At 59.5% G+C, this 25,890-nt stretch carries 23 protein-coding genes and 2 tRNA genes; 17 read left to right on the forward strand and 8 right to left on the reverse strand.

Annotated elements, in window-relative coordinates; translation table 11 throughout:
* The first annotated feature begins 32 nt into the window (after positions 1-32).
* The 5 genes from CVS29_RS06315 to CVS29_RS06335 all read left to right on the forward strand — a co-directional run bounded on the left by CVS29_RS06315 (position 33) and on the right by CVS29_RS06335 (position 5,091).
* Entirely contained in the window at positions 33-1,499 is a 1,467-nt protein-coding gene (locus CVS29_RS06315) for an MFS transporter (protein WP_110105495.1), read from the forward strand.
* Positions 1,500-1,599: 100 nt separating this feature from the next.
* A complete protein-coding gene (locus CVS29_RS06320; protein WP_110105496.1) occupies positions 1,600-2,268 on the forward strand; it encodes an MOSC domain-containing protein in 669 nt (222 codons plus the stop codon).
* A 397-nt stretch (positions 2,269-2,665) separates the two neighbouring features.
* The gene (locus tag CVS29_RS06325; protein WP_110105497.1) at positions 2,666-4,612 is read left to right on the forward strand and encodes a DEAD/DEAH box helicase; all 1,947 of its coding nucleotides are present in this window, start codon (positions 2,666-2,668) and stop codon (positions 4,610-4,612) included.
* A 266-nt stretch (positions 4,613-4,878) separates the two neighbouring features.
* Positions 4,879-4,950 (forward strand) — tRNA-Thr (locus CVS29_RS06330).
* Positions 4,951-5,014: 64 nt separating this feature from the next.
* Positions 5,015-5,091, forward strand: a tRNA-Met gene (locus CVS29_RS06335).
* Positions 5,092-5,107: 16 nt separating this feature from the next.
* Here CVS29_RS06335 and CVS29_RS18390 read toward each other — a convergent pair.
* On the reverse strand, positions 5,108-5,245 hold the full coding sequence (locus CVS29_RS18390) for a hypothetical protein (protein ID WP_170120914.1): 138 nt from the start codon (positions 5,243-5,245) through the stop codon (positions 5,108-5,110).
* Between CVS29_RS18390 and CVS29_RS06340 the strand changes: the two genes are divergently transcribed.
* From CVS29_RS06340 to CVS29_RS06360, 5 genes are all read left to right on the forward strand, one after another.
* On the forward strand, positions 5,244-5,906 hold the full coding sequence (locus CVS29_RS06340; RefSeq protein ID WP_110105498.1) for an NAD(P)H-binding protein: 663 nt from the start codon (positions 5,244-5,246) through the stop codon (positions 5,904-5,906). The genes CVS29_RS18390 and CVS29_RS06340 overlap by 2 nt on opposite strands.
* A gap of 10 nt (positions 5,907-5,916) precedes the next feature.
* The gene (locus CVS29_RS06345) at positions 5,917-7,491 is read left to right on the forward strand and encodes a Na+/H+ antiporter (RefSeq protein WP_110105499.1); all 1,575 of its coding nucleotides are present in this window, start codon (positions 5,917-5,919) and stop codon (positions 7,489-7,491) included.
* Between the two features lie 94 nt (positions 7,492-7,585).
* A complete protein-coding gene (locus tag CVS29_RS06350; protein ID WP_110105500.1) occupies positions 7,586-8,458 on the forward strand; it encodes an HpcH/HpaI aldolase/citrate lyase family protein in 873 nt (290 codons plus the stop codon).
* 8 nt (positions 8,459-8,466) lie between these two features.
* Positions 8,467-9,426 carry a DUF2797 domain-containing protein gene (locus CVS29_RS06355; RefSeq protein ID WP_245932092.1) on the forward strand — a complete coding sequence of 320 codons (960 nt, stop codon included), beginning with the start codon at positions 8,467-8,469 and terminating at the stop codon, positions 9,424-9,426.
* A gap of 89 nt (positions 9,427-9,515) precedes the next feature.
* Positions 9,516-9,791 carry a DUF3188 domain-containing protein gene (locus CVS29_RS06360; RefSeq protein WP_110105501.1) on the forward strand — a complete coding sequence of 92 codons (276 nt, stop codon included), beginning with the start codon at positions 9,516-9,518 and terminating at the stop codon, positions 9,789-9,791.
* A gap of 105 nt (positions 9,792-9,896) precedes the next feature.
* Here the strand turns inward: CVS29_RS06360 and CVS29_RS06365 are convergent, their stop codons facing one another.
* Positions 9,897-11,453 carry an MFS transporter gene (locus CVS29_RS06365; RefSeq protein ID WP_110105502.1) on the reverse strand — a complete coding sequence of 519 codons (1,557 nt, stop codon included), beginning with the start codon at positions 11,451-11,453 and terminating at the stop codon, positions 9,897-9,899.
* Positions 11,454-11,532: 79 nt separating this feature from the next.
* Between CVS29_RS06365 and CVS29_RS19080 the strand changes: the two genes are divergently transcribed.
* The 7 genes from CVS29_RS19080 (at position 11,533) to CVS29_RS06400 (ending at position 18,175) form a co-directional block, all read left to right on the forward strand.
* Entirely contained in the window at positions 11,533-12,120 is a 588-nt protein-coding gene (locus tag CVS29_RS19080; RefSeq protein ID WP_110105503.1) for a TetR/AcrR family transcriptional regulator, read from the forward strand.
* Between the two features lie 38 nt (positions 12,121-12,158).
* Complete coding sequence (locus tag CVS29_RS06375) at positions 12,159-12,608, forward strand: FAS1-like dehydratase domain-containing protein (protein ID WP_110105504.1); 450 nt, start codon at positions 12,159-12,161, stop codon at positions 12,606-12,608.
* A complete protein-coding gene (locus CVS29_RS06380) occupies positions 12,608-13,045 on the forward strand; it encodes a MaoC family dehydratase (protein WP_110105505.1) in 438 nt (145 codons plus the stop codon). Before CVS29_RS06375 ends, CVS29_RS06380 begins: the two co-directional genes overlap by 1 nt.
* Positions 13,042-14,397: an MFS transporter gene (locus CVS29_RS06385; RefSeq protein ID WP_110105506.1), complete on the forward strand. Its 1,356-nt coding sequence runs from the start codon at positions 13,042-13,044 to the stop codon at positions 14,395-14,397. Before CVS29_RS06380 ends, CVS29_RS06385 begins: the two co-directional genes overlap by 4 nt.
* A gap of 6 nt (positions 14,398-14,403) precedes the next feature.
* Positions 14,404-15,498, forward strand: coding sequence for a UDP-N-acetylmuramate dehydrogenase (locus CVS29_RS06390; protein WP_110105507.1), 1,095 nt, complete (start codon positions 14,404-14,406; stop codon positions 15,496-15,498).
* A 174-nt stretch (positions 15,499-15,672) separates the two neighbouring features.
* Entirely contained in the window at positions 15,673-16,797 is a 1,125-nt protein-coding gene (locus CVS29_RS06395) for a fatty acid desaturase family protein (protein ID WP_110105508.1), read from the forward strand.
* 235 nt (positions 16,798-17,032) lie between these two features.
* A complete protein-coding gene (locus tag CVS29_RS06400) occupies positions 17,033-18,175 on the forward strand; it encodes a winged helix DNA-binding domain-containing protein (RefSeq protein WP_110105509.1) in 1,143 nt (380 codons plus the stop codon).
* A 45-nt stretch (positions 18,176-18,220) separates the two neighbouring features.
* On the opposite strand, the gene asd is transcribed toward CVS29_RS06400, so the two are convergent.
* From asd to CVS29_RS06430, 6 genes are all read right to left on the reverse strand, one after another.
* Complete coding sequence (asd, locus tag CVS29_RS06405; protein WP_110105510.1) at positions 18,221-19,372, reverse strand: aspartate-semialdehyde dehydrogenase; 1,152 nt, start codon at positions 19,370-19,372, stop codon at positions 18,221-18,223.
* Positions 19,373-19,575: 203 nt separating this feature from the next.
* On the reverse strand, positions 19,576-21,714 hold the full coding sequence (locus CVS29_RS06410) for a DUF4832 domain-containing protein (protein ID WP_110105511.1): 2,139 nt from the start codon (positions 21,712-21,714) through the stop codon (positions 19,576-19,578).
* A 104-nt stretch (positions 21,715-21,818) separates the two neighbouring features.
* A complete protein-coding gene (locus CVS29_RS06415) occupies positions 21,819-22,586 on the reverse strand; it encodes an NAD-dependent epimerase/dehydratase family protein (protein ID WP_110105512.1) in 768 nt (255 codons plus the stop codon).
* Between the two features lie 19 nt (positions 22,587-22,605).
* Positions 22,606-23,550 carry a carbohydrate ABC transporter permease gene (locus CVS29_RS06420; RefSeq protein ID WP_211315096.1) on the reverse strand — a complete coding sequence of 315 codons (945 nt, stop codon included), beginning with the start codon at positions 23,548-23,550 and terminating at the stop codon, positions 22,606-22,608.
* 17 nt (positions 23,551-23,567) lie between these two features.
* The gene (locus CVS29_RS06425; RefSeq protein WP_110105513.1) at positions 23,568-24,518 is read right to left on the reverse strand and encodes a carbohydrate ABC transporter permease; all 951 of its coding nucleotides are present in this window, start codon (positions 24,516-24,518) and stop codon (positions 23,568-23,570) included.
* 3 nt (positions 24,519-24,521) lie between these two features.
* Positions 24,522-25,835 carry an ABC transporter substrate-binding protein gene (locus CVS29_RS06430; protein WP_110105514.1) on the reverse strand — a complete coding sequence of 438 codons (1,314 nt, stop codon included), beginning with the start codon at positions 25,833-25,835 and terminating at the stop codon, positions 24,522-24,524.
* Between the last annotated feature and the right edge of the window lie 55 nt (positions 25,836-25,890).

Below are 25,890 nucleotides of genomic sequence, written 5' to 3' on the forward strand. Positions count from 1 at the left end.
CACTTTGCACCACGCACCAGAAGGAAACACTTATGAAATCCGCGGCTCCTCCCATCGGCAAGGCGCGTACCATCGCCCTAGTCTCACTCTTCATGGCATCGTTCATGGAACTCCTTGACGCCACCATTGTCAACGTTGCACTGCCGGACATTGAGCGCGCCCTGGGCGCCCAAAATTCCGAGCTGCAGTGGATGGTTGCCTCCTACACACTGGCCCTGGCCATCGGCCTGATCACGGGCTCGCGCTTGGGTGACATTTACGGGCGCAAGAAGATCTTCATCATTGGTCTGGTTGCGTTCACTGTGGCCTCCGTGCTGTGCGGGGCCGCCATGAACCCGGAGATGCTCATCGCCTCCCGGGCGCTGCAGGGATTCGCCTCGGCGGCCATGATTCCTCAGGTGCTCTCCAGCCTGCAGGTCATGTACAAACCTTCGGAGCGTGCAGGGGCCATGGCAGGATTTTCTGCCCTTGCCGGTGTAGCCGCCGTATCGGGTCCCATCCTCGGAGCCATCCTGACCGACGCCAACCTCTTTGGCTGGGGCTGGCGCACCATCTTCTTCGTGAACATCCCCGTGGGCATCTTCGCTGTCATTTGTGCAATCAAGTTCGTCCCCGAGTCAAAGGCGCCCGTGCGGCACAAACTCGACCTGTCCGGCGTCGTAATTTTGGCGGTGGGCATGCTGGCCATTCTCTATCCCCTGACCATGGGGCGCGAGGAGGGGTGGCCGCTGTGGACGTTCCTGATGATGGTGTTTGGCGTGCTGGTACTGGCCGGCTTTGTGCTGCTGCAGCGCCGTGAGGAAAAGCGTGGGGGAGAGCCGCTGGTGGCCGTCTCACTGTTCAAGAGCCGGCCGTTCGCCGCTGGCATCGCCATGATGTTCTTGTTCTTCATCCCCATGAACGGCTTCTTCCTGATCCAAACCCTCTTCCTGCAGCTGGGTCTTGAATACCCCATTTTGAAAGCCGGGCTCACCATGATCCCGTTCTCCGTCATGGTTCCAGTGTTGGCCGGAATTTCCGCGGCCATTCTCGCCAAGAAGATTGGCCGAGTGGTGCTGCAGCTGGGTCCGCTGGTAGTGGCCATCGGCTTTGTGGTGCTCATCTTCACCGTCCAGTCCGTGGGCGGAACCGTCACACCCTGGCACCTCATTGCCGGCCTTGCTCTCAGTGGCGCCGGATTCGGCATGGTGGTGGCGCCCGTGGGCATCTTCGTGCTCTCCGAGGTCCCCACCAAGTTTGCCGGCAGCGCCTCGGGCCTGTTCAACACCACCAGCCAGCTCGCTGGCGCCCTAGGTGTTGCCATCATCGGCACCATCTTCTTCGATGCGCTTGATGCCAGCTCGGCCCACAGCCAGTCGGGCGTCTTCATTGACGGCTTCACCTCCACCATGTGGATCATGGCCGGCGGCATGGTTCTTGCCGCCATTGCGGCGTCGTTCCTACCGCGGTGGGCCTCAGAGTCGGATGCTCTGGAAGAATCAACGCTGGTTGACGTCTAGTGAACGAGGCGGGGTCCCGGCTTGCGCTGGTGCTGGCGGAGCCTGGTGCTCGCGGAGCCTGGACTGCGGCTTTGTTAGGCAGTGGGCTTACGGTTAATCCATGACGTCACTGCCTCCCCGTACCGGGTCCCTGCTCGCCATTTGCCGCGTCCACCAGCTGATCAGCACGAAGACCGGCTTTGGTGTGACAGCCATTGACAAACGTCCCGCAGAGGGGCCAATGAAGTTCAAGCGTTTTGGCGTCTTTGGCGATGCTGTGGGAGACACTGAACATCACGGTGGGCCTGACCAGGCTATTTACGCGTATTCGCAAGAAGATGCCGATTATTGGTGCGCTGAACTGGGCAGGCCCATCCCGGCCGGGCTCTTTGGCGAAAATCTGCGCACCCGGGGAGTTGAAACCACGCAGGCCGTGATTGGCACGCGGTGGCGAATTGGCACAGCACTGTTGGAGGTCACCAGTCCGCGTGTTCCTTGCGCAACGTTCGCCGAACACATGGGGGAGCCGCAGTGGGTCAAGAGGTTCACCCAGGCCGGGCTTATTGGCACATACCTGCGGGTGCTTGACCACGGAAAAGCGCAGGCTGGGGATGAGATTGTGCTTGAGCATGTCCCCTCCCACGGCATCACAGTGGGCAAGTTCTTTAGCAACCCCACCGCCCAGGACGTCCGGACCCTGCAGGAGTTGGAAGCACTTGGTGAGCTCACACTCTCCCAGCACTTCTATGCCCGGTTCCCTAAGATTCTGGCCGCCGGGGCCGTTGGCTGACTGGCGTTAACGTATGCGCTTCCGCAGAGTCTGTAAGGGCCAGGGAACTGCGTGTGCTGAACCTCACGGGGGCTTCTGGGCGTTTAGACTACCCTGGCGCCAGGGTATGCCCTACAATTTAAACATCCCCCACTCCGGTATCTCCTTTTATTTTCTGCCCAATTTTTGAGGCAGGAGCCTGAAGTGTATGGGGCCCGCAAGTTTTTGAGCGGGCAAGTAGTGTTCATAGGGGATTGCCGGCAAAGAAACGTCAAACAGTGCTGATTTTTAGCATTGGCGGCCGTACCTACGGCGTGCATTTGGCGCGAGATCCTGCCCGGGATGCCCTGTAGTGGCTGGATTTCTTCTAGTGCGGCGTTCCTCGCCGCTCGGCCCTATGAATGAGGACTTCTTGACTATGCCCGAAAATTTGACTGAAACTTCCCCCGCCGTGGAGGAAGAAAATGAAATTACTTTCGCCGATATGGGCATTGACGGCCGCGTGCTGGCTGCCCTAAGCGATGTTGGCTACGAGAAGCCTTCCCCCATCCAGGCAGCAACCATCCCGCTGCTGCTCGAAGGCCGCGACGTTGTAGGCCTGGCTCAGACCGGTACCGGTAAGACGGCAGCATTCGCCGTTCCCGCCCTGTCCCGCATGGCCGAGCTGATGGACCTCAACGGACCCACCAAGGACACCCAGATTCTGGTGCTGGCTCCGACCCGTGAATTGGCCCTGCAGGTTGCAGAGGCCTTCACCTCCTACGCCAAGCACATGGACAACTTCTCAGTTCTCCCCGTTTACGGTGGCTCAGCTTACGGCCCCCAGCTCGCTGGCCTGCGCCGCGGTGCACAGGTTGTTGTTGGTACCCCGGGCCGCGTCATCGACCACCTCTCCAAGGGCTCCTTGGACCTGTCCAGGCTGCAGTACTTGGTTCTGGATGAAGCCGACGAAATGCTCCGCATGGGCTTCGCCGAGGACGTCGAGAAGATCCTGGCCGAGACCCCGAAGGAGAAGCAGGTTGCCCTCTTCTCCGCCACCATGCCCGGTGCGATCCGCCGTATCTCCAAGCAGTACCTGAATAACCCGGCCGAGGTCACGGTCAAGTCCAAGACCACCACTGGCGCCAACACCCGCCAGCGCTACCTGCAGGTCATGGGCCCGCACAAGCTTGACGCGCTAACCCGCGTGCTCGAGGTTGAAGAGTTCGAAGGCGTCATCGCGTTTGTGCGCACCAAGATGGCCACCGAAGACCTGGCTGACAAGCTCAAGGCACGCGGCTTCCAGGCTGCCGCCATCAACGGTGACATCCCCCAGCAGCAGCGTGAGCGCACCATCGAAGCCCTCCGCAGCGGAAAAATCGACATCCTGGTAGCTACCGACGTTGCGGCCCGTGGCCTTGACGTTGAGCGCATCACGCACGTCATCAACTACGACATCCCGCACGACACCGAGTCCTACGTGCACCGCATTGGCCGTACGGGCCGTGCAGGCCGTTCAGGTGACGCGATTCTGTTCATGACCCCGCGCGAGAAGTACCTGCTGCGCGCCATCGAAAAGGCTACCCGCCAGCCCGTGGACCAGATGCACCTGCCGTCCGCGGAAACCATCAACTCCCTGCGTTTGGGCAAGTTCGCTGAGAAGATCACCGAGACTCTGGCCAGCCAAGACGTTGCCAAGTTCCGCGACTTGATTGCCTCCTACGAGCAGGAGCATGACGTTCCGGCCTCAGAGATTGCCGCTGCCTTGGCCGTCCTGGCTCAGGGAAACCAGCCGTTGCTCGTCAACGATCTGCCGGCAGCCCCGGAATACCAGAAGAAGGACCGCTCCAAGGACGGGTTCGGCTCACGTGGCCCCACCCGCACCCTGACCGAGGGCAACGCCACCTACCGCATCTCGGTAGGCCGCCGCCAGCGCGTCATGCCCGGATCCATTGTTGGCGCCATTGCCAACGAAGGTGGCCTCTCCTCCTCACAGATCGGTGGCATTGACATCCGCTCCGATCACACCTTGGTTGAACTGCCTGCAGACCTGTCCAAGGATCAGTGGAAGGCACTGAGCCGCACCCGCATCAGCGGCGAGCTCATCAACCTCGAACTGGACAACGGCCGCCGCCCCTCCGGCGGAGGCGCCGGAGCCCCGTACAAGGCTCGTGAAGAGCGCACCGATCGCGGCCAGGGCGGTTTCAAGAAGAAGTTCGACGGCGACCGTGGCGGCTTCCGTGGTGCCGATCGCGGAGCGGACCGTGGCAACGACCGCGGCTTCAGCTCGGATCGTGGCGGCCAGGGCCACACGGGCCACGGTGGCGGCGACCGCCGTCCCCGCCACGAAGGTGGACAGAGCTTCAACAGCAAGGGCAAGTGGTAACAACCACGCTCTAAGGCACTAAATAAGGCCGGTCACCCTCAGGGGTGGCCGGCCTTTTTGGTGTGTAGATGCCGGAAAGTTCACTCATGTGACGCAACTCATTTCGCTTCCATGATTGGCCTCTTTGGCCTTGAATTCTAGGGATTTTTTGCAGTCATGGTAGCGCCTTGCAGGGGCGAAAGAGCCCCTGTTTCACTCGTAGGGACCCCCTGAGGCAAGTGCCGATTTCACATCTCCGGAAAGCACTGGTAAAGTATTTTCTCGTTGCCCCCCTAGCTCAGTGGTAGAGCGCGTTCTTGGTAAGAACGAGGTCACCGGATCGATTCCGGTGGGGGGCTCGCAAATGAGAAAGCTCGTGTCGAGACGGTTTTGTCCGGGGCGGCACGGGCTATTCTTATTTGGGGCGGCATAGCTCAGTTGGTTAGAGCGCACGACTCATAATCGTGAGGTCCCGAGATCGAGTCTCGGTGCCGCTACCAAATAAAACCCGCAGTTTCAGGCTAGTTCAGCCCGAAGCTGCGGGTTTTTTGCTGCACCCAGTCCAAGTGCAGCGAAAGCTGCATGGGTCACTATCCCCTGCTGCGTGGAGTAGGCTGCCACCAGCAGTCCAGGCACGAGTGAAGGAGAAATCATGGTGAAGGTTCTAATTATTGGCGGGCACGGGAAAGTTGCGCTATTGCTAGCCCCGTTATTGAAGGAAGCTGGCGTGGAGGTTACTTCGGTGATTCGCAACCCCGCTCACATTGATGAGGTAGCGCAGGGCGGGGCAACCCCCGTCCTAGCCGACCTCGTCACCTCCTCGGTGGAGGAACTGAGTGAGCTCTTCACCGGATATGACGCCGTGATCTGGGCTGCCGGGGCTGGCGGAGGCACTACTGAACGTACCTACGCAGTGGACCGAGACGCCGCCATTGCCTCTATAGATGCGGCTGAGGCCGCCAACGTCCCACGGTTCCTCATGGTCTCTTACCTTGGTGCCGGGCCGGATCACGGCGTGCCGGCGGAGAACAGCTTCTACGCGTACGCGCAAGCCAAGGCGGCCGCCGACGCGCACCTGAGGGCCAGCAACCTCGGCTGGACCATTTTCGCGCCCGGAACCCTCACCCTGGATGCGCCCACGGGATTGATCGATCCCACACCGGCGGCACGTCGCGCACCGGGAAGCTCCAGCGGGACCTCCCGCGCCAATACGGCATTGGTGGTGGCAGCAGCACTGCAGGACGCAGAAACCATCCTGCGCACCATCGAATTCAGTGACGGCCAAGTGCCCATAGCGCGGGCAATAGCCCCGTAAAGTAACTGGTGTGGAACAGCTAATACTGATCGTCGGGCTCCTTTTTGCCACAGTCGTTGCCGTGGGCTTGGGGGACCGGCTCAAACTGCCTTATCCGGTGCTGATGATGATCATGGCCGGAGCGCTGACTTTCATCCCGGGGTTCCCCGACCTGCGGATTGAGCCGGAGTTGATCCTGCCGATTTTCCTTCCACCGCTGCTCTTTGCCACAGCCCAAAAGAGTTCCTGGGCGGTGTTCCGGATCCGTTGGCGGACCATCTTCTTGTTGGCGGTGGCACTGGTAGTAGTCACCACTGCCGCGGTGGCTGGCGCGGCGTGGCTACTCATCCCCAGCATCGGCATTCCCGCCGCCATTGCACTTGGTGCCATGTGTGCCCCGCCGGATCCTGTGGCCGTGGAATCCATTGCCGGGCGGGTCCACATGCCGCGCCGGCTCATCACGGTGCTGCAAAGCGAGGGGCTGTTCAACGATGCCGCCGCCATCGTGATCTTTCAGACGGCAGTGGCCAGTGCCACAGACGGGCAGCCGTTTGGGCTGGGTGTGGTGGGCCGCTTCCTGCTAGGCGCTGTCATTGCCATTGTGGTGGGCATGCTCATGGGCTGGTTGACGCGTGTCATCAGTAGGCTCATCAGCTCGTCCGTGGCCCGCAGTGCGGTGACGCTGGTGGTGCCCTTCGCGGCCTACATCCTGGCCGAGGAGGTACACGCCTCAGGTGTCATAGCCGTCGTCGTCACTGCCCTGGAAATCAAGCGCCATGCCCGGGCCGAGGACGCCACCGAACGCATCACCCGGGCAGCGTTCTGGGATGTGGTGGAACTGCTGGTGACGGGTCTGGCGTTTGGGCTGGTGGGGCTGGAAGTACGCGAAGTCATCAAGGTTGAAGGCCAGGCCATCTGGGGCATGCTTCCCCTAGCCATCGGGATCAGCCTTTTGACCATTCTGATTCGCTTCTCTTGGTTTGCGCTGCTGGCCCTGCTCTCCAGGAAGAACGAGGGTGACCTGCCGCCAACCAGCCTCAAGGACGTCGTGATCCTCACTTGGTGCGGCATGCGCGGGCTGGCAACCCTGGCCCTGGCCCTTGCGCTGCCGGTGACGCTGCCCGGCGGAGCAGATTTCCCGGCCCGGCACGAGATCATCGTCGTGGCGTGTGCCGTCCTGCTGACCACCCTGGTGCTGCCGGGCCTGACCCTTCCCGGGCTCATGCGCATGTTGAAGGCAACGGATGACGGCGCCGAGGAACGTGAGGCGGCCAAACTCCTGGCCCTGCGCGCCCAGGAAGCAGCTGTGGCGGCCTTGCGTGACCACGAGCTAATCCGTTCCCTCCCACCCGAGAAAGTGGCTGTGGTGAAGGAAAAGATGAGACGGCTGCACGCGGAACTTCTTGATGGCTCTCTCAAGGATGAAAGCATGCAGGAGCGCCGCCGTCGTGGCCGGGAACTTGCCATCACCGTCCAAACAATTGCCCTAGACGCTGCCCGCACGGAAGTGCTCAACGCCCGCAACGAAAGCGACGCCGATCCGGAGGTTGTGGACAGGGTGCTGCGGCAGTTGGATTTGCGCACCATGATCACCCCGGATAGCTGAGCGGCTGGTTGCTGGTGCATTCCGCCAGTGTTCTCCGCAAGGCTTTGTAGGGTGGCACACAGAATCGTTTGGCTTTGCGAGATACCCTAGAGGTATGTCTAGCTCCGTTGGCAATGAAGCCGCTCCCGCACCTGTCCGCACTCGCAACATCCCCGCTGAGATCGCCCGTTCCTGGTTGCTCGTCCCAGCAACGCGCCCGGAAATCTTTGACGAGTCCGCTAACTCTCGCGCCGACGCCGTGGTACTGGATATTGAGGATGCCGTTGACCCGAAGCTCAAGGACGGCGCCCGTAACGATGTGGTGAACTGGCTGCGTAACGGCGGCCGGGCATGGGTACGCATCAATGATGTCCACTCCAAATTCTGGGCTGATGACGTCGCAGGCCTGCGCAACGTCCCCGGACTGCTGGGTGTCATGCTGGCTAAGACCGAGCATGCCGAGCAGGTCAAGGAAACCTACCACCGCCTCGACGGCAAGACCCGCGTGCTGGCACTGGTGGAGTCCGCCCTGGGCATCGAAGAAGCCAATAACATTGCCCGCGCCGAAGGCGCCTTCCGGCTGGCATTCGGTTCCGGCGACTTCCGCCGCGACACCGGCATGGCCGCAGACCGCGAAGCCATGGCTTACCCGCGCGCCAAGCTCGTGGTTGCCAGCCGTGTTGGCAATCTGCCCGGCCCCATTGACGGCCCCACCGTCGGTACCAGCCACCCGATCCTGCGCGAGCAGTCGGCCATCACCGTCTCCATGGGCATGACCGGCAAACTCTGCCTGGCCATCGATCAGACCACCATCATCAACGAAGTCATCAGCCCCACACCCACCGATGTTGCCTGGGCCACCGACTTCATGAACGATTTCGAGGCCCGCGGCGGCGTCATTCGTGACGGCTCCGACCTCCCCCGCCTGGGCCGCGCCGAGAAGATCATGAAGCTGGCCATCGCATACGGCGTCCAGCCCGCAGTCTGACACCGCCGGTGAGCGAGCAAGCCCCGCCGCTGCTGGTCAAGCTTGTCCAGCACCAGAGCGCTGCCTTGGTGCGCGGCGTGTCCTGGTCGGCGGAGGGGCCCTCACTGTCCCTCACCACGGACGACGGCGATGCGCAGCTGCCCTTGGTGCCGGGGCAGTGGCTAAAGTTTGAGGTGCTCCGTGGTGATGGCGTCCCGGCCCGGCATTGCTTGGGGTTCGCCTTGGTGAATGTTTCTGGACAGCCTCATCATGTCCCGTGCCCCACAGGCCAGCCTGCAGAGCGAGGTTTTCAGTGCGGTGCCTGTTTCGGGAAAGATGAAATGCGGTACATGCATGACTTTCACCGCAGTGGCATTGCCCCGCCCGGGCTGAAGACGTATCTGGCGCAGAGGCATTGGCTCTACATTGCCACCTTCGCGGACGGCACCACCAAAGTAGGGACGGCGTCCGAACCTAGCAAGTGGCGCCGGCTGGCCGAACAAGGTGCACTTGTGGCCCGCTACGTGGCGCTGGCCCGGGACGGGTCCGTGGTGCGGCATCTAGAAGACAGCGTCTCCACGAACCTGCCACCTACCCAATTTGTGCGTGGAGCGGCCAAGTTCGCGGCGCTCTTGCACCCCCGGCCACCCCTGCACCTGGAACAGACCAATAAGGCCATGGCCAGCGTGGTGCGTGATTACGTTGGCGGGCTGGCACTGGAGGGCTTTCATACTGTTGACGAGCAGTGGGAGCGGAGCGTATTTTCGGATGCTGTGGCGGGGCCGAGCCGGCGCGCAGCCTACCCGCAACCTCTGGATTCCGGCGCACACGGCATCAGGCTGGACTCCATGCTGGGTCTCACGGCCCTAGTTGGAGTCGATGATGTGGACGGGGAGTTCCTGCTGGATCTGGGCGCCCTGAAGGGCCGCAAGATTCGCTTCGGTGAGTATAAGAGCACGCTACCGGCGCTGCAGGAATCGCTCTTCTAATCGCTGGCCGCTCCCACCGCTCGCAAGCTCGTGGCGGGCCCCTCGCAGCCGTGGGCCCACTCGGGTTCCTGAACTGTAGACTTAGCCCTGTGCTAAACGACTTTTGGGAAACTGCTCCGCCCGCCTACAAATACGCTGTTTTTGCTGGCATGGGGCTGACGTTCATCGGCATTGTCATCATCATTCTCGGTGCCATTACATCCACCGCATCTATGACCTACATTGCGCTGCCCTTCATTGGCGTGGGACTGCTAGCTCACATGGCGTCGCTGGGACTGCGAGGACGCAACATCCGCAAGGAGCTCAAAGCCGGGGAAAAGCGCGAAGCCGCCAGAGAAGCTCAGAACCGTAACAAGAAGAAGTAATCCGGCAGCCAAGTAGATTTATCCGTGAGATAAGGTCGCTTTGAACACCCAAAGCGACCTTATCTCACGGATGAATTTCAACTCACGGCTGGCGGCAGTCAGAGCCTAGTGTTCCACAGACTCCGGGGCGCTCACAGCACTGCGCAGAGTCCACGCACACATAACAGCCGCGCAGACCATGAGCACCACGCTCACCATAGCCACCGTGCCTGAGCCGGAATCGAAGGCATGTTTGGCGGACTCCAGTAAGGCTTGTCCCTGGGAGGCTGGCAACGTGCCAGCAACATCGATGGCCCCGCCCAGGGTCTGCGAAGCAGTGTTGGAGTCGGCAACGGAAACGCCGTCCGGAATGAGAACGTTCATCCGGTAGGAAGCGGCAAGGATGCTGCCCAAAATGGCGGTCCCCAAAACAGAACCAACCTCATAAGCAGTCTCTGAGATGGCCGAGGCCGCACCAGCCTTGGCGGGAGGCGCAGCAGAGAGAATGAGATCGTTGGAGATAGTTTCCGCGGTTCCTACGCCAGCTCCGAGAACGGCGAAGGCGATCATGATGCCAAGAACTGAGCCATCGGTGTTCAACCACACAATCAAGAACGCTACGGCGTTCAGCGCCAACCCGGTCACTACCAGCCATGAAGGGCGGACGTAATTGGCTAGTTTCGCTGAGAGCAAGCCGAAGATGACGGTGATGGCAAGGCCAGGAACCAGCATGTAAGCGGCATGGGTGGGTGAGAGCCCCAAAACCAGCTGCAGATGCTGGGTGATGAAATACAAGAAGCCCACCAGTGCAAAGATGCTGAGCAAGTTGGCGCTCACACTGCCGCTAAATACGGGATTTTTGAACAGACTTACATCCATCATGGGATTCGCGCGGCGCATTTGGCGCCGGACAAAGACCACGCCTAAGCCAAGCCCCACCACAATCAGTGCCACGTTGATCACGGACAGGCCTGATTGGGCAATTTCCTTGATGCCGAAGATAGTTGGAACCATGGTGCCGAAAGAGAGCAGAATACTCCACACATCAATAGTGCCTGGGTTCGGGTCCTTGGATTCGGGTACAAAGATGGGGGCCAGAATCAGTAAGGGGATTAGCACGGGAACGCTCATGAGGAACACCGCACCCCACCAGAAATGCTCCAGGATGAAGCCGCCCACAATCGGCCCCAACGCCGCACCGCCGGAGAAGCCGGCTGCCCAAATGGCTATGGCTGTGCGTCGCTGGGCCGGGTGTAAGAACACATTGCGAATCAGAGACAGGGTTGCTGGCATCAGCATGGCACCAAAAAGACCCAACAAGGCGCGGTAGCCAATCAAGGCCCCTGCGCTGGGGGCAAAGGCTGCAAAAGCCGAGACCACAGCAAAGCCGGTGCTGCCGATCAGCAAAAGCTTCCGTCTGCCAAACCGATCAGTCATGCTGCCCATAGGAACCAGCAGCGCAGCCAGGATCAGGGGGTAAACATCAATGATCCACAACAGCTCGGACGCTGATGGGGTCAAGGCAAGGGAGATGGAAGGGATGGCAAAGCTCAGGACAGTGTTGTCCACGGAAACCAAGAGCACCGGGAGCATGAGCACAGCTAGAGCTATCCAAGCGCGGATGCCAGCGCGTGGAATGCTCGAGGAAGGACCGGTTTTTGGTGGTGTGGAAGTCAAAGCCATACCTCCTATTGTATACCGTCCGGACGGTTCACTGTACCGTCTGGACGGTATTTTGTGTCACTTCTTGTAAGGTGGTCACATGACTAAACAAACTTCGGCGCGGGAACGGGTCCTGGCTGCCTATGTTGACCTCCTGATAAGTGACGGTCCACAGGCTGCCACACTTGACGCCGTCGCCGCTTCCGCCGGTGTCTCCAAGGGCGGGTTGCTGTACCACTTCAAAAGCAAAGAAGCGCTCGTTGAAGGTCTCCTTGCTCAGCTTCGAGAATACGCCGAGCAGGACTTTGCGGCCATGGACATAGATCCCGAAGGGTGCGCTAGCTACTATGTTCGCACCAGCGTCTTTGGTGGCACTGTTTTTGACCGGTGCATTGTTGCGGCCCAAAGACTGATCCAAAGCGACGAGGACAGCGTCCAGCAGGCCTTTGTTGACCTGCACGCCCGCTGGTTTGAGTTGATTCTCCGCGATATTGGTGACCCGGCGGTGGCCAGGGCCATCATGTTGCTCGGCGATGGCCTCTACTACAACGCAGCGTTGTTTGGCTTCCCAGCTGGTGTGAAAAATTTCCCCTCCGGTGTTCAAAAACAGGATCATGGGCAGGAAAACGTTGATCTTGATTCCTTGTTGTCAATCGTCGCCAAGATGCGCTCCGATGCCCGGTCTTAGTGTGCGTCCAGCGCCCTGCGGGCTATACCCTTAAGATCATGACCATCAACCCAGAGCTGCAGGGCCGCAGCTATTCACTCGGTGAACCGTACAGCGTTGGCAGGGAGTCCATTCGGGACTTCGCCAGGGCCGTCAAAGCCACCAATTCAGCCCATTTTTTCGTGTCCGAAGCCCACACCCTGGGCTACGCGGATCTGGTTGCTCCTCCCACCTACGCCATTATTGTGGCCCAACGTGCCGATGCGCTGTTGATCAACGATCCCGATTCAGGGATTGATTTCTCCCGCGTGGTCCACGCCGAACAGCGTTTCACGCATCACCGCCCCATTGTGGCAGGAGATGAATTGCTGGCGGAACTGCATGTTGACGGCGTCCGTGCTATGGGTGGAGGAGCCATGATCACCACCCGTGCAGAAATTTCGACGGCGGACGGCGAATCCGTTGCCACCACCGTTTCAGCAATCCTGGTTCGCGGGGAGGAGCAGTAATGAGCGCAACAGTAAACTTTGCAGATCTTGCCGTGGGCGCCCAGATCGGCGCACGCTCCCTTGAGATCAGCCGTGCAGACTTGGTCAAGTACGCCGGCGCCTCGGGTGACTTCAACCCTATTCACTGGAACGAACGCTTTGCCCGTGCGGTAGAGCTGCCAGGTGTCATTGCCCACGGCATGTTCACTATGGGTGCGGCCGTGCAGTTGGTGACCGACTGGATCGGTGACCCGGGCGCCGTTCTCTCTTATGGGACGCGTTTCACCAAGCCTGTTCCCGTTGCGGACCTCGATGGTGCGCCAGGAGCTCAGGTGGAAATTGTTGGTGTGGTGGGCGCTCTGGATTCCGACGCCGGGACCGCACGCATTGATCTCACTGTCACCTTGGATGGCCAGAAAGTTCTCGTCAAAGCCCAAGCAGTGGTTCGGGTGGCGTGAGTCAGGTTTCCGCTTGGCGCAACGGTGTCATCACCGCCTACGCCGGTTCCGGGTTGGTCTTCGCCAGCTGGGTTTCACGCATTCCCGCCATCCGCGATGACCTCGGGCTGACCCCCGGGGAGATCGGGCTGATGCTGCTGTGCATGTCGCTGGGATCCTTTGTCTCAGTGGCGGTATCTGGCCTGGTGGTGCTGCGCCTGGGCTCAAAACTAACTTCACGTGTTGGCAGTATTATCCAAACCTTTGGTGTCATTGTCATGGGTCTCGGTGCCACGGTTTTTTCAGAAACACTCGTGGTGGGGATTGGGCTGGTGTTCGTGGGCCTGGGAACGGGCAGCTGGAACACGTCCTCCAACATTGAAGGTGCAGCTGTTGAGCGGGCCCTGGGCCGGCACATCATGCCGCGGCTGCACGGCTCCTTCAGCATCGGCACCGTGGTGGGGGCAGGGCTGGGTGCGCTGGCCGCGTCCATGCACGTTCCCGTGGGCCTTCACCTGTCAGTGATCTCCATTGCCGTGTGCATTGCAGTTTTGATCGGCACCAGCCACTACCAAGCGGACAGGCTGAATTCCTCCTCCGGCACGCTGGTTGAATTGGACAGCTCAGGAGCAGTTCCCGGCACCGGCCCCCTTCCCCTCATCACCGCCGGCACCGCCGGAACCACTGGAGCCGGAACAGCTGGAACTGCCACAACAGGCAGTAATGTCACAGCCGGCCAGACGAAAAAAGCGGCCGAGGCGAAAATGGCTGGCAAGGCGAAAATCGCCGCGGCCTGGCGTGACCCACGCACCTTGATGCTGGGCGCCCTTGTGCTGGGCCTTGGCTTGGCCGAAGGTGCTGCGGGGGACTGGGTGGCCCTGGCCATGGTTGACGGCTACGGATCAACGGCCGCGATTGGTGCTGTTGGTTATGGCATCTTTGTGTCAGCTATGACGGTTGGTCGCTTTGCCGGAACAGTGGTTTTGGACAAGTACGGCCGGGTGATTGTGCTCCGAGTTGGCGCGGCATTGGCTGTTATTGGGTTGGGGTTATTTGTCTTTGCGCCAACCGCCGAGATTGCGCTGGGCGCCCTGGTGCTGTGGGGTCTTGGCTCCGCGTTGGGCTTCCCGGTAGCGATGTCTGCTGCCTCAGATGATCCAGCCCACGCCGCAGCCCGGGTGTCAGTGGTTTCCACTGTGGGCTACGGCGCCTTCCTCGGCGGCCCGCCGTTGTTGGGTCTGCTGGCAGAGCACGTGGGTGTTCTGCATTCGCTGCTGGCCGTGCTGGTGATGCTGGTGGTTGCGTTCTTCCTCACCCCCGTGGTGCGCCGGCCCAAGTACCTGGACGAGGTCAAGCTCCCCGCAGGGAGATAGTGTGGAATGGTGAATGCGCAAAAGACCCTCAGCTCCCTGACCACCCTTGACGTGGGCGGCCCCGCCCGCACCTTTGTTGTGGCCACCACTGAAGCGCAAATTATTGACGCCGTCCAAGCCGCGGATCACGCTGGTGAGCCGCTGCTCATTATTGGCGGCGGTTCCAACTTGGTGGTGGCGGATGAGGGGTTCGAAGGCACGGTGGTGAAGATCGCCAGCGAAGGTTATGTGGCTGATTCAGAGGATTCCTGCGGCGGCGCCTCGGTGGTTGTTCAGGCCGGGCACAACTGGGATGATTTTGTGCATCAAACCGTTTTGCACGCATGGAGCGGTCTTGAGGCGCTCTCTGGAATTCCTGGTAGCACTGGTGCCACTCCTGTTCAGAATGTGGGAGCCTACGGATGTGAGGTGGCCCAAACCATAGCCGCCGTGCGCACCTGGGACCGGGAGAACAACGCCGTGCGGACCTTCACCAATCATGAACTCAACTTCAGCTACCGGAACTCGCTCTTGAAGTCCGCCACCCTTAACGGTTCTCCTCGCTTTGTGGTCCTCACCGTGGAATTTCAGCTGCTTTTGGGCCGGATGAGTGCGCCCATCAAGTATGCCGAACTGGCCAAGCGCCTTGAGGTGGAGCCTGGCAAGCGCGCCAACTCCCTCGAGGTTCGCCGGACCGTGCTGACCCTGCGCGCTTCCAAGGGCATGGTCCTGGACGCGGCCGACCGTGATACCTACTCCACCGGTTCCTTCTTCACCAACCCCCAGGTCGCGCCGGAGCTGGCTGCCACCCTGCCCGCCGACGCCCCTCGCTGGCCGGCCGGGGAGCTGGTAAAGCTCAGCGCGGCCTGGCTGATCGAACAGGCTGGGTTCTCCAAGGGCTACGGCCTTGCCGGTGAGCTGAACCTCGCTGACGGGAGGTACGACGCCGGGACCCCGCCTCGTGCTTCCCTCTCCAGTAAGCACACTCTCGCCATTACGAACCGTGGCGGGGCTCGCGCCGAGGACATTTTGATGATTGCGCGGACGGTGCGGGACGGCGTCGTGCGTAAATTTGGTATCACTTTAGTTCCCGAACCGGTGCTGGTGGGCTGCTCGCTTTAGCGCCCTGCGTGGGCGAGCCAGCCCATTCGTGCGCCCACCCCATACCCCAGTAGGGGGTTAAGACGGCTCCCTGGTGTGATGTGGACTGCGGCATATTTTCCTATTGTTAATGGAAAGATTCAGCTTTTTCTATTGACACGGTGTTCCTTCGGGTAGGCCAGTGTAAGGAGCCTCATGACGTCGGCAACACTTGATAGCCCGGAAGTACTGGACGGACCCTCCACAGTGAAGGTTGCCAGAAAGCGGCCTGTGCGTGACCGCCACACCACGGACTTCATCAAGCTCACTGAAGAGGTGCGTGCTACCGGCCTCATGGCCCGCGATGTCACTTGGTATGTGACCCGCTTCATCCGTCAAGGTATTGGCTACCTGATGGTCCTGGCACTGTTCCTGACATTGGGTCAGAGCTGGTGGCAGATTCTCACAGCCGTGCTGTTGGGCTTCATGTGCACACACACTGCCTTCATCTCTCACGATGCCGCACACCGCCAGGTCTTCGCCTCGGCTAAGAGCAATGCCTGGCTGGCCCGTATTGCCGGGAACCTCTTTGTGGGCATGAGCTACGGCTGGTGGATGAACAAGCACGGCAAGCATCACTTGAATCCCAATAAGATCGGTGTTGACGGAGACATTGACCCCGGGGTTGTTGTGTTTGATCCCGAAAACGCAGCCAAGCGCACCGGCTTCGCTAAGTGGTTTGCCGCCCGTCAAGGGTACTTCCTCTTCCCGCTGCTGACACTCGTTGCCCTGGATCTGCACGTTGCCTCCATCAAGCGCGTGCTTGACCGCAGCGAGATTGTCCCGCAGCGCAAGGCGGAGATTGGCTTGCTGGCTATCCGCTTGGTCATCCTGCCTGCTCTCACCATTGCCTTCCTCGGTTGGGGAATCGGCTTGGCCTTCGTTGCAGTGCATGTCATGACTCTGGGCTTCTACATGGGTGCCTCCTTCGCCCCCAATCACAAGGGCATGCCGCTGGTTCCCAAAGACGTGAAGATTGACTTCATGCGCCGCCAGACCCTGATGAGCCGCAACATTTCAGGCGGCTGGTGGGTTGATGCCGGAATGGGCGGTTTGAATTACCAGATCGAACACCACCTTTTCCCCACCATGTCCTCCAGGAACTTGAAGGCAGTCCAGCCCATGGTCCGTGCCTACTGCGCCGAGCGAAACATCACGTACACCGAAACCACCTTGAGCCAGTCGTACATGATCGTGATGCGCTATCTGAACCGTGTGGGTCTGGGCCAGCGTGACCCCTTCGAATGCCCCATCACAGCGAACATGCGCACCTCCCGCTAGTCCCCAGCCGCTCCCACCCCTCGCAAGCTCACGGCGGGTCCCTCGCGGCTGTGAGCCCAAGCGCTCCCACCCCTCGCAAGCTCACGGCGGGTCCCTCGCGGCTGTGGGCCCAGCCGCTCCCACCCCTCGCAAGCTCACGGCGGGTCCCTCGCGGCTGTGGGCCCAAGCGCTCCCACCCCTCGCAAGCTCACGGCGGGTCCCTCGCGGCTGTGGGCCCAAGCCGTAGAGTGGGTGAATGGCCTCGAACGTCACACCCGCACAGATCGCTCGGCTGCGGCTCGCCGCCCAAGGAATTTTCACAACGTCCACCAGTCCCAGTCCGGGGCCGGTGGACGTTGTGCGTTCCCTGACAGCGCTCCAAGGTCAAGACTTCCAAGGAGCCCTGTGGTCCATTGGCCTGCGCTCACCCGCAAGTACCCGCGCCAGTGTGGAGGCCGCGTTCAACAGCGGCCAACTTGTTAGGTCCTGGCCTATGCGCGGCACCTTGCATGTGAGCGCCGCCGAGGACCTTGGCTGGATCCTCTCCCTGACGGCAGAACGCATGTACAAGAGCCTTGCCACCCGCCACCGCCAGCTGGACATTACTGCCTCGGACATCGCCCACGTGCGCGAGCTTGCCCTGGCGCTGCTGGACCGCTCAGGCGGAAAGGCCCCGCGCGAACAACTCCTAGCCGCGTTTGAGCAGGCAGGGCAATATACCAAGGCCCAACGCGGCTATCACTTCCTGTTCGTGCTCTGCCTTGACGGAACCCTTGTCCAAGGGCCCATCAACCCGAGCGGCAATGGCAACGGACAGTACTTTGTCAGCGCAAAGCAATGGATTAGGAACCCGCGGGTACTACCACGCGAGGCGGCACTCGCGGAGCTGGGCCTGCGATATTTCCGCGGCCATGGCCCGGCAACTCTGAGAGATTTTCAGTGGTGGGCGAAGCTGACACTCAAGGACATCAACGCCGCTCTGGAGCAGCTCAAGGATCAGCTGGTCACGATCGAATGCAACGGCACACGCTATTGGCTGGCGCCGGAAACTGCGGAGCTGCTGGGCAGTAAGGGGCTGAGGGGGAGCGTTCCGGGGGCGCGCTCAGTGCTTTTGCTCCCCGGCTTTGACGAGTACCTACTCGGTTACACGGACCGCAGTGCAGCACTGGCCCCGCACCATGCGCCGCTAACTGTGCCGGGCAACAACGGGATGTTCAAGGCTACGGTGGTGACCGGAGGGCAGGTCGCCGGGACCTGGCGCAAAGCGCAAAGTGCCCCCGAGAAACAAAGGCAACTGGCCGGCGTCGTGCTGCCGGAGCTTTTTGGAGAGTTGACACCAAACCAGCACAGGGCGCTGGCGACGTCAGCTGCGGCGTATGCCCGGTGGTTAAAGCCCTGAGCCTCCCCTGCGTGAATCACGGCGGGGAGGCTCATGGCGTAGGAGTTAGAGCGTGCCCACGGCGATCTTCAGCATGCGGCGCAGCGGCTCGGCGGCACCCCAGAGGAGCTGGTCTCCCACGGTGAACGCGCTGATGTACTCGGGGCCCATCTCCATCTTGCGGATGCGGCCTACCGGAATATCCAGCGTGCCGGAGGCGGCAACAGGGGTCAGATCAGCCATAGAAGCGTCCTTGGTGTTCGGAACCACCTTGGCCCACTCGTTGTCGTTGCTCAACAAGGATTCAATTTCAGCCACTGAGAGGTCCTCGCGAAGCTTCAAAGTGAGAGCCTGCGAGTGAGAGCGCATGGCGCCGATCCTTACGCACAGGCCGTCCATGATGACCTTATTCTCGGCAGTGGTGCCCAGGATCTTGTTGGTCTCAACCCCAGCCTTCCATTCTTCCTTGGACTGGCCATTGCCCAGATCGGCGTCAATCCAGGGAATCAGAGAGCCGGCCAGAGGGACACCGAACTGCGAGGAATCAACGCCCTCGCGCTGGTGAGCCAGAACCTTACGGTCAATATCTAAAATGGCCGAGGCCGGGTTGTCCAACTCGCTGGCAACCTCAGAGTTGAGCGTACCGAACTGATTCAGGAGCTCGCGCATGTGGCGTGCACCGCCGCCGGAGGCAGCCTGGTACGTCATGGAGGTGCCCCATTCCACCAGGTTGTTCTTGAAGAGCCCGCCGAGCCCCATGAGCATGCAGGAGACGGTGCAGTTGCCGCCCACGTAGTCCTTCACTCCAGAGGACAATCCCGCATCGATGACGTCACGGTTGATGGGATCCAGCACAATGATCGAATCGTTGTTCATACGCAGGGTGGACGCTGCATCCATCCAGAGCCCGTCCCAGCCGCGGTTGCGCAGTTCGGAGTGTACGCGGGAGGTGTAGTCCCCGCCCTGGGCGGTGACAATAATGGGAAGTTTGGCCAACGTATCAATATCAAAGGCGTCTTCGAGCTTGCCGGAATCGCCGGCACCGGTAATGGTGGGGGCCGCGCCGCCAGCATTAGAGGTGGAGAAGAAGACAGGGTTGATATCGCCGAAGTCGCCTTCGTCCTGCATGCGCTGCAACAGAACGGAACCGACCATGCCGCGCCAGCCAACCAGTCCGACGGACGGATTGCTGGCAGAAGAAACGTTGTTATTGGTCATGCCTCCCAGTTTAGGCGGGAGGGGCAAATCGGGTGAAGTTGGTGTCACCACGTGAACACGTTCAGGGCTGCGTTCCACCCTGCCAACAGCATGTGTCTTAGATACGGGTGGTGTTTGGTGCTGGGGTGTTAAACAGTGGGGGCGGTGGCTCAGAACAATTGCTCTGAGCCGCCCGCCCCCTATTGACTAGGAGTAGCTTCACATTAGTGGCTTGAGCTCCTGCGGCGGTTGAGCATGAACAGTGTTGCACCGGCTGCCAGCAACAGAGCTGCCAAGCCACCGATCCACACGTTCTTAGCACCAGTGCTAGCCAGATCATCGCCACCCGTGGCGGGCGCCGTAGTACTGGCCGAAGTGGTCACATCCGTTGCCGGAGTAGTCACTGTGGCCGCTGTGATAATCAACGGTGCACTAACCTGCTGCAGCTCACCATCAAAACCTTTACCGTCAATGATGATCCGGTGACTTCCCACAGGAACATTAGCCGGCAACTGCACGCTCAGCCGCACAACACCCTGAGCATCAGCAGTAGCCGTGCCCAATATCAACGGCTCCGAATGCAGCGTGAACGTTGCACTACTACCGGGCAAGAAGTTCTCACCGGTAATGACAAGCCCACCACCGGCGGCAACAGAATCGGCACTGAGATCAATCCCCGGAGTTGCCGGTTCCTGAGACGGACTCTGGCTAGCGGTGGGGCTAACCGAAGCCGTTACACTCCCAGTAGCAGTAGCAGTAGCAGTAGCAGTAGCAGTAGCGCTTGCCGAAGCACTCGGTGTAGCAGTCGCGCTTGGGCTGGCAGTCTCTGTGGGAGTTGTGTCCGGGGCGGCTTCTAACACTGTGGTGCCGAGCTTATTCCAGCCGGTGGTGCTGGGAGCGCCAGTCAACGCTAATTTGATACCGGGAGCATTGTTGCGAGTTTTGTCCACAATTGCAATGGCGAAGTCATAGCTCCCAGCGGGGACGTCGGTGGGTGCAAAAACCGTGCTGGTTGGGTAACTAGTTCCCTTGATCCAAGAGCCAGGATTAACGTCAGACTGTATCTGGTAGACAGGTTCGCCAGTGACTTTATTCAGCAGCGCGTAGGAAACCTGGTACTTGTTATTCCACTGTGGGTTGTCGTTAGGCATCCGGCCCCAAGCCGTATTGGTCCAACTTGAGGAGACTGTGGCCTGGCGTGCGCCAAAGGGAAGAACTGAAGGCATGTTTACGGTGCCAGGTGCTAGTCGGTAGCCGCCGTTGATGGCGAAGTCCTGCACCAAGTCAGGGTTGTCAACTACCCAAGTTTTCACGTCAGGCTCGTGGCGCAGATCCAAGTAGTTGGCGTGCAGTTGCTTGGCGTCGGCTACAACTCGCTCCAGCATGGGGCGGTAGGGCTTGGCTCCGGGGACCTTGAAGCTATCATCGCAGGAAGTCTCCCTGATAGTGAAGTTCTGGTAGCAGTTTTCCCCCACCAAAATGGTGTTCGGGAAGCGTGAAGAAATAGCATTTTTTTGATCCTGAGGGAACCACAGGGTGCTGCCCAAGCTATCGCGGCGCATGATGGATCCCTTGGCGATCTGCTGATCCAATTCTGTGTAGCTGAAGGCCGGAGCGAAGTTCAGCGCCAGTAGAACATGCGAGAAGGATTTGCGGTAGAGGTTACCCAACCATTGCAGGACCGGTTCGGCGCCAGCCGTGGGTCCAGCTTGGTAGTTGTGCATTTCTCCCCAATGCCCAATGGTGTTCGTATCGACAAAATCGACCTCTTCGGGATTATCAAAGCGTGCACCGAAGGCGGCCATGAAGTTCTCGAACTTGGCCCGGAAGATTGCATTGTTCGCATGCGGGGTTTTGAACGATGAATTTGAGGGGGCGCCGTAGCCTGTGGCTCCCGCATCGAAAACGAACTGGGGTGTTGCCTGTTGGTGGGTATCCTGGCTATCCACAAAAACTCGGAAAGCGAGGCGTTGGCCGTGGTCTTTGGCCTGCTTAATGAAGGATTTGAAGTTCTCGTCTACATCCCAAGCGTATTTCCCTTCCGCGGGTTCTAGACGTGACCACGGGATGCGCAGATATACCACGGAAGACGCAGCAGAGTTTGGTCCAACCTCGCCCCAAAATGCGTTGGCGTCTGCCAATGCGTGGTCAAACTCTTCGGCGTACGCCATCCAGCCCATACCCGGGTTGCGCAGGACGCTTGTCTCATCGCGTTCTGGAGTTAGTGCAGACATGGTGGCTGTTGCGGGGGGAGCTGTTGAGTCAGCCAGCGTCGATGGGACGGCTACAGCAGCCTGCATGAACGAGCACGATATCAGGACGGCTGTCAGTGCTCCAGCCGCCTTCAAAAAGGGACGTTTCATAATCTTCCTATCTGTTATATTTCAGGTGAACCACGCCGATTGAACCAAGAGTCACTGGAGCACCAGCTAAGGGAATCGCATCGCTTTCGCAACGGAGATATCTGTTAGGTAGTGGAGAAAAGTTGGCATGCAGTGGAGGCGGCCAGTGGCAGTTGGGTCGTGTCTACTTCCCAGCGATCCCGTGCCTCCCAACCAAGATCTTCAAGTGCGTTTTTGGTGTTCCAACGCTCCGTGGAATCAAGAGAGACGCCGTGGTAAATACCAAAGCCCGGGGATCGGTTCAGTGCTGCGTCGATCAGTGTCAAAAGATCTCCGGTGGAGAGCCACGTGTGAGCGTACTGCCGCTCTATCAAAGGCCAGCCGGTCAAACCAAGTCTGAGGCAGGAAACTGCGTCACCTTGTGCGTCTTGATGAAGGCGGGCCAAAGCCTCCACGGCGATTTTGCTTGCACCATAGGAGCAACAGGGACGTGGTGCATGGGCCGGATCAATGTGGTGAACTCCGTCCCGGTAGTCCAAACCGGTGGCATGAATGGAACTCGCAATCACCAGCTTCCGTACAGCAAATTCTCGTGCCGCGCTGAACAGATGGCTCATCATTGAGACGTTGCCAAACGCCTCCCCCACCGAGGCGGCAGGGGAGGCGTTGGCAGCCAGGTGGAGGATTGCGTGGCAACCCTCCACCGCAGACCGGGCGAAGTTTTGATCGGCGAGATCACCGACCACTACCTCGTCTTCTGTCTCAAAAATGGCCGGGTACGGATCGAGAACGGTTCTGGTGGTGATTCTGATCCGGTAGCTACGGCGCAATTGCTCTAGCAGTAGACGTCCCACCGTGCCATTTCCTCCAGTGAGGAGAAGAAGAGGTTTCAACGCTAAGGCTTCCTTTCGATTACTTGCTAATACCCACTGTCATTCCTTCAACAATGCGCCGGCCCAACCAAATGAACAGGGCCAGAACGGGGGTGACTACCATGACAATGCCAGCGAAGAGCCCGCCCCAATCGGCGCCATTGAATTGTGCCTGATCAAGGAAGGCCAACAGGGCGATCGGCAGTGTCCGGTTTTCTGACGTGGTCAGTAGTACCAGCGAGAACAAGGTTTCGTTCCAGCCGCTGATGACAGCCAGCATAAACGCGGTGACCAAACCAGAACGAGCCAAAGGAAGCACGATCTGGATAAAGGTGCGTATTCCGGAGGAGCCGTCAATAGCAGCGGCCTCCTCTATTTCTACTGGCAACGAACGGAAGAACCCAGCCAGCAGGAACACGGTAAAAGGAATACCGAGCCCCACCATCACTAGAATTAGCCCTTGAATACTGTTGATCATCTTCAGATGGGAGATGTCCTGAAACTTGGCCATCATGATATAGACAGGGACCAGCAGAACCTGACCGGGAACTCCCAGACCCAGCACAAACAGCAGGGTGAATGTGGAGGAGAGTTTACGGGTTGACTTGGCCAATACATATGCCGCGGGTGCGGCAATGGCAACCACCAGGAGCGAAGAAATTAAGGTGGCAATGACCGAGTTAATGGCGGCTGTGCCAAACCCCCCGGTATTCCATGCAGTGCTGTAGTTTTCCCAGAACGGGACCGCTGGTATACCCAGCGGGTCCCGAGCAATATCCCGCGTGTCACGTATGGAAGTGAGTACCATCCAGACCAGAAGGAAGATATTGAAAGCTACCAGCAGCCACACCACTGCCCTGCCCACGTAGCCGCCGAGGCTAATTCGGTCCTTCCGTGAGGACCTGCGCCGTGTGGGTGTCTTTGGAGTGTGGGAGGCCTTCGCCGTTTCAGTTCGAAGCGGGGGCTGAGTTATGACTTGGTTCACGAATTCAACCTTGCTTCCTAGATTTCAACGGCGTCGCGACGCAACATGCGGCGCAGCCCGATGGTGAGAACAGTGACGAGAACCAAGCTGACAATTGCTGATGCGGCAGAAATACCAAACTCACGATCGCCACCGCTGCCAAACGCCGCCTGGAAGACGTACAGGGCTGTTGACCAGGTGCTCGTGGGCGGTGGTTTTGCTGTGGAACCGCCGAAGACCAAAATCAGCTCAAAGACTTTCACTGAACTCATGGTCCACAAGACGGCACACACAGAAATAACATCCCAAGCAAGCGGAAGCGTCACGTGACGGAACTTGGTCCAAGGACCAGCGCCGTCCAGTCCGGCTGCCTCATAGTAATAGGCCGGGATTTGGTCCACAGCGGACATGATGATGGTGGTGAAGTAGCCGGTGGCACTCCAGATCATCACGATCATGATCATGTTGAATAGATTGTCTTGAGCCAGCCACTTGGGCGGATCCTGAACGCCTACCAGCAACAAGAGTTTGTTGACAGGGCCAGAAGGGCTGAAGAGGAAACCGGCAAAAATACCGAAGACCATGGCATTGATCAACGTAGGAAAGAACAAAACGCTGCGAACAAACTTCTTGCCCATCATGTCCCGCAGGATCATGGTTAGGCCAAAAGCGAAGACAAACGTCACGATTCCAACAATGAAGAGAATCTTCAAGGTGTTAATGATGGATCCAATGAAGACCGGATCCTTAGATAGCCGGATGTAGTTATCCAGGCCTACCCACTTGAGCTCGTTAATCCCATCCCATTCATTAAGGCTCAACCAGCCAGCAAAAATGATAGGAACGAGGTAAAACAAGATCATGAGGATCAGTGCTGGTGCCAACATTGGCCAGAACAGCCGTCGCCGGCTGCGTTCAATTGCGGACATGCCGGCACGTGGGCGTGCAGTGTTGCGCCCACGTGCCAGCGGAAGAACAGGGGTAGCCATCAGTTAGCCCTTGGCGTTCCAGTAGGCCACCATCGCGGACTTTGCTTCCTTGACATACTGCTCTGCTGTGAGCTTGCCCAAGAAGAGCTTCTCGAAGCTTGCGTTGAAGCCCTTGTCAGTGATGTCACCGGAGACTCCATCGTTGGGGAGCCTGGTGGGGTTCTCAGCCAGGATGGTGGCAACGTCCTTCAAAGTGGCGGGAGCTTCGACATCGGGGCGAGCAGAGAGGTTGTTCGCTACCGAGGAGATCTGGCCCATGCGGTCCTTGTTAGCGAAGTAGGCAATGAACTGCTTTGCTGCATCGGTGTTCTTGGCCTTCTTCGGCACTGCAAAGCCGAAGGCGATGGAGTCGTTAGCTGTAGAGGACGTTGCCGTAGTGGTGGGGAAGTTGAACGCGCCGTACTCAAAGCCTTCTGCGGCGTACTTTCCGGTTTCTGCCGGAGCCCAGCTACCCATCAGGTAGTAGAGGGCCTTGTTGGAAGCCCATGCGTTCTGCTGTTCAGGGTATTTGGAAGCGTCGTAACCCTTGATGATGTAGCCACTCTTGATGAGTTCTTCGATTTGCTTTGCAGTTTTCAGCACTGCGGGATCATCAAAGGATGCACCGGTCTTGTCTTCAACCAGCTTGGCGAAGGAACCGTCACCTGCATTGCGGTTCATCAGGTAATCAAACCAGTAGCTGTTGGCCCAGGTTGCGTCACCATCTGAAGCGATGCAGGCAATGTCAGCGGCTAGTGCTTTCTTGCAGTTATCCAGCAATTCGTCCCAAGTCTTGGGCGCGTCGGGAGCAACCTTGTTGGCCTTGTTGTAAAAGACTGACACGTTAGAAATGGTGTACGGCACCATGTAGGTTTTCACATCGCCACCATAGGTGGGCAGAACATCGAAGTACTTGGCCGGAATGACGTCGCCAACGGTTTTGCCGTCTTCGCCGGGGACGGACTCTTTGAGTACCGGGGCAAGATCTTCAAGCTGGTTTGTCTTTGCCAGGGTCGGGCCGAGGCCGTCGTAAGCCTGGTCAACAAGGTCTGGGACATCGTTGGAGAGCAGGCCGGCAGTGACTTTGTCCAAAACCTTGCGCCCTTGCCACTGAACGTTGACCTTGATCCCAGTGTCCTTCTGGAAAGCATCTAGGGAGGTCTTCAGGACCTCAGCCTGAGGCTCGGTCTCTGTCCACATGGACCAGTAGGTCATTGACTTCTCGCCGTCGCCACTGCTTACAGCGTCGGTGGTGGTGCATCCGGAAGCCGTGAAAGCGACTGAAGTTGCCAAGAGGGCGCCGGTGGCGAGTTTAAGCCAAGGCTTAATCTGAGTCATGGAGTGTCCTTCAAAGTAGTTGTGTGAGTCAGCCTCTGCAACATCGCTCGGCTTG

The organism is Arthrobacter psychrochitiniphilus, assembly GCF_003185915.1.
GTDB classification, from domain to species: Bacteria; Actinomycetota; Actinomycetes; order Actinomycetales; family Micrococcaceae; genus Specibacter; species Specibacter psychrochitiniphilus.